This is a genomic window from Nonomuraea sp. NPDC050643, from assembly GCF_040654715.1.
Classification (GTDB): domain Bacteria; phylum Actinomycetota; class Actinomycetes; order Streptosporangiales; family Streptosporangiaceae; genus Nonomuraea.
Genome location: NZ_JBFAIM010000009.1, coordinates 69355 through 83557, shown reverse-complemented (window position 1 = coordinate 83557; position 14203 = coordinate 69355). Strand labels below are relative to the sequence as shown.

Sequence of the window (14203 nt, the reverse complement as noted above, 5' to 3'; positions counted from 1 at the left end):
GGCCGGCACCGCGACCTCCAGACGACCGTCAGGGACAGGACTTCCGATGATCGCAGACGAACCGGCCGGGCGGGAGCCACCGGGCCCGGTCCGGTCGAGGACCGGCACCGCCGGTTCCAGGAGGACCTCCCGCGGCGCGGCGAACGGCACGCCGGCTCACTCGCCCGCCACCGGCGTCAGGGAGACGTTCCAGAAGGCGGCGTAGCGGCCACTGCGGTGTAGCAGGTCGGTGTGGTCGCCGTCCTCCACGATCCGGCCGCCGTCCAGGAAGACGATGCGGTCGGCGCGCTGGACGGTCCGCATCCGGTGGGCCACCATCACCACCGTCCGGCCCGCCATCAGGCGTTCGATGCCGTCGTGGACGGCCGCCTCGTTCACTGGGTCGAGCGCGGAGGTGACCTCGTCCAGCAGGATGATGGGGGCGTTCTTCAGCAGCGCCCGCGCGATGGAGACGCGCTGGCGTTCACCGCCCGACAGCAGCGCGCCGCCTTCGCCGACGTTCGTGGCCCAGCCGCCGGGCAGCCGTTCGATCACGTCGTCCAGGCGCGCGGCGGTCGCCGCCGCCCGTACCTCGGCGTCGTCGGCGTCGGGGCGGCCGAGACGGATGTTCTCCTCGATGGTGCCGTCGAAGAGATAGACGTCTTGGAAGACGATGGCGATCTGCGCCATCAGGATGTCGGCGTCGACGGCGCGCACGTCCACGCCGCCGACGCGCACCGCGCCCGCGTCGGCGTCGTAGAAGCGCGCGAGCAACTGCAGCAACGTGCTCTTGCCCGCGCCCGAGGGGCCGACCACGGCGAGCCGCTGTCCCTCGGGGACGGACAGGGACAGGTCGTCGATCACCGTACGGTCGCCGTGGCGGAAGGTGACGGAGTCGAACCGCAGGTCGTGGCGGAGCGGGCGGATCGGTTCGGGGGCTTGGGGCAGCGGTTCGGTACGCAGGACCGTGTCGAGTCTGGCCAGCTCGGAACGCGCGCCGCGGAGCTTGCCGCCGATGTCGGCCAGCGACAGCAGCGGATCGGCGCAGCGGGCGGCGAGCACCAGGATCGTCAGAGCCTCCGCCACGCCGATGTGCCCGCCGAGCGCGAGGTAGGCGCCCAGGGCCAGCAGCACGGTGAACATCGCCTGCACCGTGAGCGTCAGGCCCACGATGCCGGGCAGCGCCGACAGCGTGGAGCGGCGGGCGGCGCGCTGGACCTCACGCAGGGAGTCGTCGAGCAGCCGGAAGCGTTCGGCGGTCCGGCCGCCGGCCCGCAGCACCGGCTGGGCCTGGAGGTATTCGACGACCCGGCCGGTGGCCTCGTGGGCGCGTTCGGCGTTGTCGGCGTCGCCGGCGGCCGCCGAGCGTGCCGTCCAGACCTGGATCGCCGCCACGATCGGCACGGCGGCCAGCGCGGCCAGCCCCATCCGCCGGTCGAAGGCGAACATCACGACGACGATCGTCAGGGGCGTCACACAGGCGGACACGAACGGCGCCAGCAGGTGCGCCGCCACGCTCATCGCCTGCAGCAGGCCGCGGCTGGCCATGACGGACACCTCGCCGACCCGGCCGGCGCTGTACCAGCCGAGCGGCAGCCGGGCCAGATGGTCGCCGAGCCGGTGGTACATGCCGCGCAGCAGCGCGGTCCCGACCCGGAACCCGGACAGATCGCTGACATAGCGCAGCACGGCGTAGACCGCGACCGCGGCCCCGAACGCGACCAGCCAGGGCCAGGCCTGTCCGGGATCGCCGCCGAGCAGGGCCCGGAGCACGGGCACCAGCAGCGCGTACGACAGGCCCTCGGCCATCGCGGTCGTCGTCATCAGGGCCACGGTGCGGCGCATCGGCCGGGCGTACTCGTGTCCCAGCACACGCAGCAGCATGCGGATCATCGGGGCTCGTCTCCTTGCGGTACGCCGGCGTGGGGCCGGGCCTCGTCGGTGATCGCCGATCGGTGGGATCGCCAGAACGCGGCGAACCTCCCGTTCTGGGCCAGCAGGTCGGCGGGCCGGCCCCGTTCGGCGATCGACCCGTTCTCCAGCACCACCACGGTGTCGGCGTCGGCGATCGTCTCCAGGCGGTGGGCGATGACCAGGATGGTTCGATCACCGCGCAGCGTCGCCAGGGCCCGGTGTACGGCCTGTTCGGTCTGCGGGTCGGCGAAGGAGGTCGCCTCGTCGAGCACCAGGACGGGCGCGTCGGCCAGCAGCGCGCGGGCGATCGAGACACGCTGCGCCTCTCCGCCCGACAGCCCGGCCTCTTCGCCGATCACCGTTTCGTAGCCGCGGGGCAGTTCGAGGACGCGGTCGTGGATGCCGGCCAGCCGGGCGGCGCGAATCACGTCGTCGCGGCCGGCTTGCGGGACCGCCAGCGCGATGTTGTCGGCGACCGACGCGCGCAGCAGGCGTACGTCCTGGAAGACGAAGGAGACCGTCCGGTAGAGCTCCCGGCCGCCGATCTCGCGCAGATCGACGCCGCCCAGGACGACCGAGCCGCTCGTCGGGTCGAAGAAGCGCGGCAGGAGCTGGACCAGGGTGGATTTTCCGCTGCCCGACGGGCCGACGATCGCGGTGACCGTACCCGGTTCGAGCACCAGGTCGATCCCGCGCAGCACCTCGTGGCCGGCGTCGTAACCGAAGCGGACGTCACGCAGCTCCACCCGGTGTCCGTCGGGTGCGACGGGATGCTCCGGTTCCGGGAGCGGCCGTACGTCGAGGACGTCCCGGATCCGGCCGACGGCGCGCCGGGCGGCCTGCAGATCGTCGAAGCCGTGGCCGAGGGCCGCCACCGGGGCGGTCAGGCCCAGTCCGAGCAGCAGGAAGGGCAGCAGGTCCGCCGGGGGCAGGCCGCCGGTGGTGATCAGGGCCGTGCCGCCGATCAGCACGACCAGCAGGACGAACGGCGGTGACAGCGCGAGCTGCATCCCGGCGGCGATCGCGGACATGGCGCGCGCCCACCGGGAGAAGATGCTCACGAAATCGTCCGCTGCCGTGCGGAATCTGCGGTGGGCGCGCTCCGACCCGCCGAACGCCTTGACCACCGCGATGCCCTGGACGAACTCGACGACGGAGCTCGCGATCCGGGCCATGGCCGCGTCGAACTCCTCCTGCTCGCGCAGCCGCGCCGGGGTCATCATCAGCGGGACCAGCGCCACCGCCAGCACCACCGGGATCAGCGTGATCAGCGTGAGCCGCCAGTCGACGGCGAACAGGTAGACCAGCGACACCAGCGGCACGACGAAGGCGGAGACGAGCTCGCCGGGGAAGTGGGCGATGAACGGGTGCACGGCACTCACGTCCTGCCCCACGATCTTCGCCAGGTCGCCGCTCCGGCGCCGGGCGAACCAGCCGATCGGCACGCGCCCCAGCCGCGCGGCCAGTTGCCGCCGGAACGACAGTTGCACGTGGCCGTCGAGCAGGTGCCCGATTCCGGACGACGCGGCCGTGAACAGCAGCCGGGCGAACAGGCCGGCCGCGCCGGCGATCACCACCGTCCGGACGTGACCGTGGTCGATGGGGCAGGGCGACAGCAGCGTACGGCCCAGCTCGACGACCGCCAGCAGCGGCGCCAGCCCCGCGACACCGCCGATCACCTGAAGGATGATCACGGCCGCGAAACTCCAGCGGTAGGGGCGCAGCAGCCCCGCGACGCCCTGTCCCGCCGGGGCGCCGGCCTTCGGCGGCATCACTCGGCCAGGGCGCGGCGCAGGGCGGCGCCGAGTTCGGCGATCTGACGCTGTGACACCTCGGCGGACAGGATCGCCTGCGACCCGTGGAACGTGCCCGCCCACTGGTGCAGCTCGACCGACACGCCCGCCTGCAGCAGGCGCAGCGCGTAGTCGATGTCCTCGTCCCGGTTCGGGCAGAACTCGGCGGTGGCGAGGTAGGCGGGCGGCAGGCCGGCCAGGTCGCCGGCCCGCGCCGGGGCCGCGTACGGCGTCGCGGTCGCGGAGCCCAGGTAGTGCCCCCACAGGTGGAGGGCCTTGTCGCGGTTCATCCAGGGCGTGTCGGTGAAGTTCCGTGCCGACCAGGTCTCCAGCCGGTCGTCGAGGCCGGGCTGGTTGAGCAACTGGAAGCGGATCGGCGGCCCCTGCTCGTCACGTGCCCGCAGCGCCACCGCGGCCGCGAGCCCCGCGCCGGCGCTGTGACCGCCGACCGCGATCCGGGCCGGGTCTATGCCGAGCTCGGCCGCGTGTTCGGCCGTCCAGGTCAGCACCGCGTAGACGTCGTCCAACGCGGCCGGGAACGGATCCTCGGGCGCCAGGCGGTAGCCCACCGAGATCACCACCGCGCCGGAGCCGTCCGCCAGGCGCGCGGCCCATGGATGCTCGGTGTCCAGGTCGCCCATGACGAAGCCGCCGCCGTGCAGCCAGACGATGGCCCCCCGCGCCTGACGCGGGCGATAGATCCGCACCGGCACGTCCGGGTCGGCGGGCACCGTGCGGTCCTCGACCTCCATGCCCGAGGTGTCCGGCGCCGGCACCGCGGTGGCCAGCGCGGCGAACTTCTCGCGTGCCGTGACCGGGTCGCTCAGGTCGGCCTTGGGGAACAGCGGAATGAACGCTTCCAGTTCGGGATCCATGCCGACCATCCTCATGGCCGTCACCCACGGGGAGCATCCGCCATCTGTCGGGCATCCGGCCCCGATCGCGCACCGATCGGCGCTCATGTTCACACCGTGCAGGCTCTATCCTCCTGCCATGGAGGCACTGGCGGTACGGCTGTCGCAGCTTGATTCGCAGGTCGAGGGCGCGATCCGGGTCGTCATGTTCTACGACACGCTGATGCGCCGGCGGGTGGACCTGCCGGCCCTCGCCCGCGCCTCGGCGGGCCTGGCCGAATGCGTGGCCGGCATCGGACTGTCCGGCACTGGACAAGTGATCCGCATGGGCCCCGACGGCAGACCCGCCACCACCCCACCCCCACCCCCCTCCAGCACCGCCCCGATCACCCTCGACGACGAGGAGATCGGCACCACATGGCTCGAACGCCCAGGCCCGCCCAACCCCCTCGACGAAGTCCTGCTGGACCGGCTCGCCATCGCCACCGCCGGCGCCGTCGAACGCTACGGCCCCGCCCGCACCACCATGGCCGACCCCGCCCTCGTCGAACTGGCCATCAGCCCCGACACCGACGACGCGGCCCGCGCCCGCGCCCTGCGCCTGCTGGGCTTCCCCACCGACCCGCCCCTCCACGTCATCGCCGTCCGCTCACCCCTCCCCCTCGACCAGATCGGCACCCTCATCTGCCCCACCCGCCTGGTCAAAGCCGCCCCCCTCGCCGACACCGGCGTCATCCTGGCCACCACCATCGACCCCACCCACCTGCCACCCACCGTCCGCGCCGGCATCGGCACCGCCGAACGCCCCGACCACGCCTGGCGCCAAGCCCGCACCGCCCTGCGCTTCACCACCCCCCGCCACCCCGTCGTCGCCTACGACACCCTCGGCGCCATCGCCCTGCTCGCCGACATCCCCCACCACACCGCCCGCGACAACCCCGACATCACCGCCATCACCCGCCTGGCCACCACCCCCGACGACCTCGACACCCTCGACGCCTACTGCGAAACCGGCTCTCTACGCCGCGCCGCCGACCTCCTCCACCTGCACCACAGCAGCGTCGCCCGCCGCCTCGACCACCTCAGCCGCACCCTCGGCATCGACCTCACCGACCCCACCGGCCTCATCCGGGCCAGACTCGCCCTCACCACCTGGCGCCTGCTCAACGACTGAACAGGCGCCACCCGAGGGCGAGCCCGGCTCAGCGGTCCCAGGCCACCGGGAGCGGCTCGGCCGGGAGGTCACCGGCGAGCAGTCGCTCCAGGAAGTCGGGGAGGTCGGCGGGCAGGATGGATTCCCCGGTGCCACGGAGCTCGTCCAGGGTCCACCAGTGGAAGCGGTCGAGCCTGGCCCGTTCGAACTCCTCCATGCCCGAGGTGTCGATCTCCAGCAGGGGGACGCGATGGAAGAAGAAGTGGTGTTCCGAGCGCATCAAGCGTCCGTCCTCGCGGACCCAGACACCGGTGTTGAGCGCCACCGCCGGGCCGAACGCGGCGGGCTCGACGTGGTGGCCGAGCTCTTCGCGCAGTTCCCTGGCCGCCGCCTCGGCGGGCGTCTCCCCGGCTTCGAGACGGCCGCCCGGCGTGAACCAGGCGAATCCCCCCCTTCTCGCCAGCCGCCGCGCGCGATAGAGCAGCACGCGGTCTTCGGCGTCGACGACGATCACGCGGGAGGCCACGAAGGAGTCCGGCGCGGGATGATGCCAGGGGATGACGTACGGCTCGGCCGGCAGGTCACCGTCGAGCAGGGGTTCGAGCAGGTCAGGCAGGTTACGAGGGATCAGCTCGTCCGTCGTGGCCCGCAGCTCCGCAACGCTCCACCAGCGGTGGGCGGCCAGCAGGGAACGTTCGAGCTCCTCCATCGCCGAGACGTCCACGCCGACCGTCCCGACGCGGAGCAGGAAGTAGTGATCGGTGGCGTGGTAGATGGTGTCGTTCCGCGCGATCCAGAGGCCCTCGCTGACCGCCACCGTCGAGCCGAAGGACTCCGGTTCGACGTGCAGGCCGGTCTCTTCGCGGAGTTCCCGGGCGGCCGCCACCGCCAGTTCCTCTCCCGCGTGAACCCCGCCGCCAGGGGTGAACCAGGCCAGGTCCGGCTTCTCGACCGGTCCTCTGCCCTGGAAGAGGAGGATCCGGTCGCGTTCGTCGACGAGAAGGATGCGGGCGGTGGGACGCATGATCGGTTCTGGCATGACGGTGACCCTATGCCGCATCGCCAGGCGGTCCGAATGCGCGGCCTCGCGCCGGTCGGCGCGTCATTTCACCACAAAGTCCGACGGATGGCGGCTGATCTCGGAGCCGGCGGCCGAGAGGATGGCTGACATGGATCCCGAACTCGAGGCCTTCATCCCGCTGCTGCCACGACCCCGCTATGACGACCCGGTCACCGAGCGCAAGACCGTCGCCCAGCTCGTCGCCTCGCTGCCGCCGCCGGACACCTCGGCCATGGAGGTGACCGACCTCAGCGTGCCCGCCGAGCCGGAGGTGCCGGTGCGGATCTACCGCCCGCTCCAGGCCCAGGGCGCCGTCATCTGGCTGCACGGCGGGGGTTGCGTCGTGGGCGGCCTCGACATCGAGCATCCCTGGGCGGCCCGGCTCGCCGAGGCGTCCGGGGCCCTGGTGGTCTCGGTCGGCTTCCGCCTGGCGCCGGAGCATCCGTTCCCGGCTCCCTTCGACGACGCGTACGCCGTGCTGCTCTGGCTCACCGAGCACGCCGCGGACCTCGGCGTCGATCCGGAGCGGATCGCGGTCGGCGGCCTCAGCGGCGGCGCCAGGCTCGCGGCCGCCATGACGTTGCGGGCCCGCGACGAGCAGGGGCCGGCGATCCGGTACCAGGTCCTCAACCAGCCCTCGATCGACGACCGGATGGAGACGCCCTCGTCACGGTTCACCGACACTCCCCGGCTGGATTCGGACATCCTGGCGACCGCCTGGCGGGCCTATCTCGGCTCCGCGCCCGTCACCCCGTACGCCGCCCCGGCACGCGCCGACGACCTGTCCGGCCTGCCGCCCGCCTACGTCGCCACGGCGGAGTTCGACCCGCTGCGCGACGAGGGCATCGGCTACGCGCTGCGGCTGCTGCAGGCGGGTGTCCCGGTCGAGCTGCACCAATGGCCCGGCACCTTCCACGGGTCGAACGCGATCCTGTCCGCCGAGGTGTCCCAGCGCCAGAACGCCGAACTCGCCGCCGCCCTGCGCCGCGCCCTGGCCGACTGAGCCCGCCCCGACCGCTCCGCTCCCACCGCCCCGCCGTGGCCGGCGTCGGTGGTCATGAAAGGCTCCCTCTGAGGTGGGGTTACGCGAACCGATCCTCCACGCGAAGGCCCGGGAGCAATCAGCGGCAAATGTCACGAGACGGGCGATGACCTTCGCCGCGGGCCGAGCCGCCGTGCCAGCAGCGTCAGCAGCAGCGCCGTGAGCACGGCGAACCCGATCTGGCCGGCGCGGTCGACGGGCGCCGACGCGAAGACGACGCTGCCGAACAGGGTGTGGCTCACCAGCGCGCCCCCGGCCAGCCAGAGCGAGTGCCTGTCCGTCCAGCCGGCGGACCAGCGGTGGAGCAGCCATCCGAAGCCGCCGGCGACCCCGGCGGCCAGGGTCATCGGCAGGAACACCCACACCCCCTGGCCGACCGCGGGCGGCTCGCCGGACGGGATCAGCAGGGTCAGGAAGGCGCTGGTGGCGAGCGCGGCCAGCAGGCCGGCGACGACCGGCTTCGGCGGGTTCATGTCCGGGGGCGGCGACGGCGTACGTCCGGGCAGCACCCGCAGGGCGATCACGGCCAGCAGCGCGCCCGCCAGGCCGATGCCGGCCAGCGCCACCGGCGGCGCCTGGTAGCCCGGATCCATGACGGGCGGGATGAGCAGCCGCACCATCGCCACGCCGAGCACCGCGACGGCGGCCACGCCGATCAGCCCGCCGCGACGCAGGTAGGGACGATCGCGATGGCCGGGGTGGAAGAGGTCGGTGAGCATGATCGGGATCATCACGCTGAACACGATGTGGTATCCCGCCTGCGCCTCCCAATAGGTGGTGTTGAAGCCGAGCACGCGCGGCCCCCATTCGCCGGCGCGGTAGAGGGTGGGGCTGGTCAGCGCCTGCAGCCCGAAGCCGTCTTCGACGAGCTCGTACACCAGGCCCAGCAGTAGCAGGCTCGGCCAGCCGCCGCCGGTGCGGCGCAGCGCCTCCCTGATCAGCAGCACGCCGGCGCCGTACATCGGGATCAGGAACGGCAGCAGCCAGATCAGGTGGAACGGGATCGCGCCGAACGTCAGCTCGCCGCACACCGGCGCCAGCGCGACCAGTGTCCACGCGGCCCTCTTACGCCCCTTCGATGGCGGCTCCTGGCTCCGCATCATGATCACACTCCTTACTTGTTCAAGTAAAAGTTACCTAAGCCAAGTAATTCCGGCAAACGGCCCGCCGCGTTGCACCGGGTCTCCCGTGCCGGATAGCGTTCTCACGCATGCAGGTGACGCCCGAGGGGCCAACGTTCACGGCGACCGCCCGGCGGGCGCAGATCGTCGCCGCCACCATCGACACGCTCGCCGAGCTCGGCTACGGCCAGACCACGTTCGCGCGCATCGCCGAGCGTGCCGGCCTGAGCAGCACGCGCCTGATCTCCTACCATTTCGCCGGCAAGGCCGAGCTGATGAGCACCGTCGTGAGCGAGATCTACGGCACGATGGGCCGGTTCATGGGCGAGCGGATGGCCGGCCGGGCCGACGCGCGCAGCCTGCTCCGGGTGTACATCACCGCGCTGGTCGAGTTCATCGCCGGGCACCAGCCGCAGATGCAGGCGCTGATGTCGATCTTCCTCAACCACCACGACCCCGACGACGGCGGCCGGTCGTACGACGCGGGCGACGACCGCGACGCCATCGGGCACGTCGAGGCCATCCTGCGCCAGGGGCAGGCCGACGGCGAGTTCCGCGACTTCGACACCTTCGTCATGGCGGCCACCATCCAGCGCAGCCTCGACGGCCTGCCGTTCCTGCTGCAGACCAGGCCCGGCCTCGACCTCGACCGGTACGCCCGCGAGCTCGTGACGACGTTCGACCTGGCCACCCGCGCCCCGGCCCGATGAACGCCCGGTGATCCCGTCCGGCGACGACCACCGGGGGCCACGGAGGCGCGCAGCCGATACGCAACCGTGATCGCCTCAGGGCCAACCGGCGCGAACCCTCGAACGTGAACCAGGCGCCACGCCCTCGCGCGGAAAGGCCACCGACGATGAGCCCGGACCGGCATCGCCATCCCCGAACGGCCCACCAGCCCGCGCCGCGTGGTCTCCGGGGGAGGCTGAAGAAGTCACGGATCTGGCTGGCGGGCATCGTGGCGGCCGCGTTGACCGCCGCGCTGACGACGTACCTGTCCTCTGCCCTGGACAAGGGTTTCTCCGCCGTCACGGGCCCGCCGCTGACCTCGACGGTGGCGCTGAACCGGAACCCCTGCGAGGGCGCCCCGTACGACTACGTGGTCCCTTCGCTGCCCGCCTCCCCGGTCGATGGGGGCGGCATGCCCCAATCCTTCGAGGAGAGCGCGCCGGACGGCGGCTACAGCGACGTCATGATCACTTTCCAGGGCAAGAGCGGCACCGCCGTCGTCCTCCACGCGCTGCGCGTCGAGGTGACCGGACGCGCCAAGGCGGCCGGCGTCTCGATCGGCAAGGTGGCGCAGTGCGGCGGACTCGAACCGCGGAACCTCACCGTCGACCTCGACAGTCCCGCACCCCGCGCGGTCTTCCGCCCCGGTTCCGACGAGGCCGGTGACGGCAAGCCGCCCGTCCGGTTCCCGTTCCGCGTCTCCGACAGCGATCCGGAGGTCTTTCATGTCTTCGGCGCCACCCGTACCTGCGACTGCCGCTGGCGGATCCTCATCGACTGGAGCAGCCAGGGGAAGAAGGGCACGCTCGTGATCGACGACCACGGGCGGCCCTTCCGCACGGTGGGCATCAAGGACCTGCCGAACTACGACGTCCGCTACGACGACGGTGGCAGGCCCGTGTGGCGGCGCGGCGAGCCGCCACCGGACCCCGCTCCGCTGCGCGAGCCGGCGAGCTGAGAGGGCCGGACCGAGGCCGGCATCGGGTGCGCGGGCGCTACGGCAGCGCGGCCCTCGTGGTTCCGGTCAGGTCGCGGCCCTGGACGTGCGCGGGGGGACGGGTTCCGAGGAGCGCCGCGATGGTCGGGGCGACGTCGATCAGGCGCGGACGGCGCAGGCGGATTCCGGGACGGACTCCCGCGCCCGACAGCAGCAGGGGGACCCCGATCTCGCGCAGGCTGCCGTGCGAGCCTCGCCACTGCCCGGCCGGCGGCTCGGCGAGAGCGAATCCCCACGGCGGCCTCGCCTCGGCCACCAGGTCACCGAGCTTGTCGCCGGCGTGCAGCGCGTGCAGCGCGCGGTCGTCGAGCACCCGGCTGATCTGCGGAAGCCGGCGGAGCGCCGTCCGGATCCGGTCCCGGGCGGTCGGGGCGGACGCGCCGCCCCGCAGCGTGATGTCGCCCACCCGCACCGCGTTGGGGACGATGACGACCTCGGTGCCGGAGGCCGGGGCGCCGCCCGCGGGGACGACCTCGACGGTGTGCCCGAGCGCCGCGACGGCATCGACGACCCGCGGGAGCAAGGTACGGTTCCAGGCCGTCATACCGTGATCACCGGTGAGCAGGAACGCGGTGTCGGCATGGATCCCCGCGTCCTCGGTGGCCCGCACCAGCCTGCCGAGCTGCCGGTCGTGCTCGGCGAGCAGCGGGCCGATGCCGGGGCTGTCGGGGCCCTCGTCGTGGCCCAGCGCGTCGAGGTCGGAGCTGTAGACGGCCAGCAGGTCGGGGATCTTCGGCACGGTCACCCACTGCCCGTTCGACTCCACCGGGCGCCGATTGAGGATGTCGATCGCCACGTCGACCCGCTGCCCGAACGCGCCGCCCGGCTGAACGTACAGGTGCTCCGGGTCGCCGTAGCGCACGCCGTGGTCCTGGATCATGTACCACTGGACGGAGGCGACGGTGCGCCCCCCCGCCGCCAGCGCCTCGGCGATGGTCTCGGCCGCCAGGAACCGGCTCTGCCCCTGCGCCCTGCCGCTCACCGGGTCGTACACGTACGCGACGTTGCCGTGCACCTCCGGGTAGGCGCCCGTGCTCATGGACGCGCGGCAGGGGTTGGAGACCGTGTGGAACGTCGCCTCCGCGACGGCGAGGGCGCCGCGCGCGGCCAGCCGGTCGAGGGTCGGGGTGGCCACGCGGCCCAGGTAGCGCGGGTCGAAGCCGTCCCAGTCCACCACGATGACGTGCCTGGCCCGGCGCCGCCGCTCGTGGCCGTGGTCGCCGGCCCACGCCGCCGGCGCCATGCCTCCGGCCCCGGCCGCCGCGAGGCCGCCGAGCACGGTCCGTCGAGAGATCGACATCGACCACCCCCGCCTTCGAAGCCGCCGCCGCGACGGCCGCAGTCAACGTAGGAGAAGGCGGGCAAGGATCACACCCGCCTCCAGGTGACAGCCCTGTGAACATCACACGGCGTCCGGTTCGGGGCCGACTCAGGGAGCGGGGTACGGCGAGCTCAGGCTCCAGGCCCGGACCTTGCCGTCGTCGCCCCCGGAGACCGCCACCGGGTGACCGTCCAGGTGCCCGATGGCCACCGCCTCGATCAGGCCCCGATGGCCCGCGAACGGCCCGCCGATCGGTCTGCCGGTCGCCAGGTCCCACACCCGTACGGTCTGGTCGGCGTACCCGCCGGAGACCACGATCGGGCGGCCGTCGCTCAGTTGCCCCGCGGCCAGGCCGAGCGCCCAGCTCTGGTGACCTCTGAAGGGCAGGCCGATCGGCTCGGCCGTGGCGAGCTCCCAGACGCGTACGGTGTGATCGCCCTGCCCGCCGCCGGAGATCGCCACCGGGCGGCCGTCGAGCCGCGCCACCGTCATCGACTCGACCGGGCCCTCGTGGGCGTTGACGCGTCCGGCCACGGGGGCGCCGGTGGTCAGGTCCGTCATCTGGATGGTGCCGGCGTGATCGCCTGAGACCACGACCGGGCGGCCGTTCACCTGGCCCACCGCCACCGCCAGCACCCAGTCGCGGCCGGTGCTGACGGGTTCGCCGACCGGCTCGCCGGTGGCCGGGTCCGAGACCCGTACGGTGCCGTCGAGGCCGCCGGAGACCACGACGGGACGTCCGTGCGCCTGTCCGACCGCCACCGATTCGACCGAGCCGCGATGGCCTCGGAAGGGTGTGCCGATCGGTTCGCCGGTGGTCTGGTCCCACACCCGTACGGTGCCGTCGCGACCGCCGGAGACGACGACCGGGCGGGCGTCCATCTGCCCCGTCGCCACCGACCAGACCGGCCCCTCATGTCCCTTGAACGGCTCGTGGAGGGGTACGCCGGTGGCGAGGTCCGACACCAGCACGGTGCCGTCGTAGCCCCCCGACACGACCACGGGACGGCGGTCCCACTGGCCCACCGCCAGCGACAGCACCCACGGCTGCCCGCCCTTGACCGCCGCGTGGACCTGGGCGCCGAACGACGCGGCCGGCGGGGCGGGCTTCGGGTCCGCGCCGGCGGTGGAGGGGGTGGCGCCGGGCAGGAGCTCGGTCAGGCCGGGGGCCAGCCATAAGGCCGCGGGGATCACGAGGACGACGGCCGCCGCGGCGAGCACCACCGCCAGGCGGCGCGGACGACGGCGGGACGGACGGAGAGGCGGCGCACCATCGGGCGATGGCGCGCCTCCGGGCGATGGCGCGCCTCCGGACGGAGGTGCGCTGCCTGAAGGTGGCGCACTCCCCGCCGATGGTGCTGCGTTCGAGGGCCGCGCTGTGGGGGGCCGGTCGCCTGTGTCCTGGAGGGGAGTCTCGTGGGTGAGCGCGGTGAACAGGTCGGTGACGCTCGGCCGGGTCGCCGGATCCTTGGCCAGGCAGGCGGCCAGGAGGGGACGGACGTGCCCGGGGACGCCTTCCAGGTCGGGCTCGCGGGTCATGATCGCGTTGAGGACGCTCGCGGCGACCGTGCCGGTGAAGGCCCGGTGCCCGGTGGCGGCGTACACCATGGTCGCGGCCCAGGCGAACACGTCCGAGGCGGCCCCGGCCGGTTCGCCGTTGAGCTGTTCGGGCGACAGATAGGCCGGGGTGCCGATCAGGCCCGATCCCGTCGTGGAGTGGTCCAGTATCCGGGCGATGCCGAAGTCGATGACCACGGGCCCCTCCTGGCCCATGATCACGTTGGCGGGCTTGAAGTCCCGGTGCACGATGCCGGCCCGGTGGATCGCGTCCAGCGCGACCAAGGTGGTGATCGCCAGCCGGTCCAGCCCGCCGCCGGTGCGCGGCCCCTCCCGGGCCACGAGCTCGTCCAGGGACGGGCCCTGGACGTACTCGCTGACCAGGAAGGGCGCCGGTCCGGCGAGTCCGGCGTCGACGACCCGCGCCGTGCAGAACGCCGCCACGGACCGGGCGATCTCGGCCTCGCGCAGGAACCGTTCCAGGGCCCCGGTGTCGGAGGCCGGCCGGGCGTGCAGCGTCTTGACGGCCACCCGCTGCCCCGACGGGGCTTGCCCGAGGTAGACGATTCCCTGCCCGCCGACGCCCAGCACCCCGGTCAGTCGGTAGTCCCCGATCTGCCGGGGGTCGCTTTCGGCCAGCGGGCGCGGACCAGACATGAGGCGTTCGTCTCCTGGACGCAGGG

Annotated in this window: 11 protein-coding genes; 4 read left to right on the top strand and 7 right to left on the bottom strand. The window is 73.0% G+C overall.

Annotated elements, in window-relative coordinates; genetic code table 11:
- Positions 1–156: 156 nt before the first annotated feature.
- The 3 genes from AB0I15_RS13990 to AB0I15_RS13980 are packed head-to-tail and all read right to left on the bottom strand — an operon-like array spanning position 157 to position 4561.
- Positions 157–1872 carry an ABC transporter ATP-binding protein gene (locus AB0I15_RS13990; protein ID WP_358094543.1) on the bottom strand — a complete coding sequence of 572 codons (1716 nt, stop codon included), beginning with the start codon at positions 1870–1872 and terminating at the stop codon, positions 157–159.
- On the bottom strand, positions 1869–3665 hold the full coding sequence (locus tag AB0I15_RS13985) for an ABC transporter ATP-binding protein (protein WP_358094866.1): 1797 nt from the start codon (positions 3663–3665) through the stop codon (positions 1869–1871). The genes AB0I15_RS13990 and AB0I15_RS13985 overlap by 4 nt, the downstream gene beginning before the upstream one ends.
- Positions 3665–4561, bottom strand: coding sequence for an alpha/beta hydrolase (locus tag AB0I15_RS13980; protein WP_358094541.1), 897 nt, complete (start codon positions 4559–4561; stop codon positions 3665–3667). The genes AB0I15_RS13985 and AB0I15_RS13980 overlap by 1 nt, the downstream gene beginning before the upstream one ends.
- A 118-nt stretch (positions 4562–4679) precedes the next feature.
- On the opposite strand from AB0I15_RS13980, the gene AB0I15_RS13975 reads away from it, so the two are divergent.
- Positions 4680–5714: a helix-turn-helix domain-containing protein gene (locus AB0I15_RS13975; RefSeq protein WP_358094539.1), complete on the top strand. Its 1035-nt coding sequence runs from the start codon at positions 4680–4682 to the stop codon at positions 5712–5714.
- Positions 5715–5742: 28 nt separating this feature from the next.
- Here the strand turns inward: AB0I15_RS13975 and AB0I15_RS13970 are convergent, their stop codons facing one another.
- Positions 5743–6732 carry an NUDIX domain-containing protein gene (locus AB0I15_RS13970; RefSeq protein ID WP_358094537.1) on the bottom strand — a complete coding sequence of 330 codons (990 nt, stop codon included), beginning with the start codon at positions 6730–6732 and terminating at the stop codon, positions 5743–5745.
- 130 nt (positions 6733–6862) lie between these two features.
- Here AB0I15_RS13970 and AB0I15_RS13965 point away from each other — a divergent pair, with 130 nt between their 5' ends.
- On the top strand, positions 6863–7756 hold the full coding sequence (locus AB0I15_RS13965; protein ID WP_358094535.1) for an alpha/beta hydrolase: 894 nt from the start codon (positions 6863–6865) through the stop codon (positions 7754–7756).
- A 131-nt stretch (positions 7757–7887) separates the two neighbouring features.
- Here AB0I15_RS13965 and AB0I15_RS13960 read toward each other — a convergent pair whose 3' ends face one another.
- Positions 7888–8898 (bottom strand): hypothetical protein, encoded by a 1011-nt coding sequence (locus AB0I15_RS13960; protein WP_358094533.1) that lies wholly within the window; start codon positions 8896–8898, stop codon positions 7888–7890.
- A 107-nt stretch (positions 8899–9005) separates the two neighbouring features.
- On the opposite strand from AB0I15_RS13960, the gene AB0I15_RS13955 reads away from it, so the two are divergent.
- On the top strand, positions 9006–9626 hold the full coding sequence (locus tag AB0I15_RS13955) for a TetR/AcrR family transcriptional regulator (RefSeq protein ID WP_358094531.1): 621 nt from the start codon (positions 9006–9008) through the stop codon (positions 9624–9626).
- Between the two features lie 248 nt (positions 9627–9874).
- Positions 9875–10603, top strand: coding sequence for a hypothetical protein (locus AB0I15_RS13950; RefSeq protein WP_358094529.1), 729 nt, complete (start codon positions 9875–9877; stop codon positions 10601–10603).
- A 37-nt stretch (positions 10604–10640) separates the two neighbouring features.
- On the opposite strand, the gene AB0I15_RS13945 is transcribed toward AB0I15_RS13950, so the two are convergent.
- A complete protein-coding gene (locus AB0I15_RS13945) occupies positions 10641–11942 on the bottom strand; it encodes an alkaline phosphatase family protein (protein ID WP_358094527.1) in 1302 nt (433 codons plus the stop codon).
- 129 nt (positions 11943–12071) lie between these two features.
- A complete protein-coding gene (locus tag AB0I15_RS13940) occupies positions 12072–14177 on the bottom strand; it encodes a serine/threonine-protein kinase (protein ID WP_358094525.1) in 2106 nt (701 codons plus the stop codon).
- Positions 14178–14203 lie beyond the last annotated feature (26 nt).

Coding starts and splice junctions, on each gene's coding strand:
- AB0I15_RS13990 (WP_358094543.1), bottom strand. CDS start 1,872: ATGATCCGCATGCTGCTGCGTGTGCTGGGACACGAGTACGCCCGGCCG.
- AB0I15_RS13985 (WP_358094866.1), bottom strand. CDS start 3,665: ATGCCGCCGAAGGCCGGCGCCCCGGCGGGACAGGGCGTCGCGGGGCTG.
- AB0I15_RS13980 (WP_358094541.1), bottom strand. CDS start 4,561: ATGGATCCCGAACTGGAAGCGTTCATTCCGCTGTTCCCCAAGGCCGAC.
- AB0I15_RS13975 (WP_358094539.1), top strand. CDS start 4,680: ATGGAGGCACTGGCGGTACGGCTGTCGCAGCTTGATTCGCAGGTCGAG.
- AB0I15_RS13970 (WP_358094537.1), bottom strand. CDS start 6,732: ATGCCAGAACCGATCATGCGTCCCACCGCCCGCATCCTTCTCGTCGAC.
- AB0I15_RS13965 (WP_358094535.1), top strand. CDS start 6,863: ATGGATCCCGAACTCGAGGCCTTCATCCCGCTGCTGCCACGACCCCGC.
- AB0I15_RS13960 (WP_358094533.1), bottom strand. CDS start 8,898: ATGATGCGGAGCCAGGAGCCGCCATCGAAGGGGCGTAAGAGGGCCGCG.
- AB0I15_RS13955 (WP_358094531.1), top strand. CDS start 9,006: ATGCAGGTGACGCCCGAGGGGCCAACGTTCACGGCGACCGCCCGGCGG.
- AB0I15_RS13945 (WP_358094527.1), bottom strand. CDS start 11,942: ATGTCGATCTCTCGACGGACCGTGCTCGGCGGCCTCGCGGCGGCCGGG.
- AB0I15_RS13940 (WP_358094525.1), bottom strand. CDS start 14,177: ATGTCTGGTCCGCGCCCGCTGGCCGAAAGCGACCCCCGGCAGATCGGG.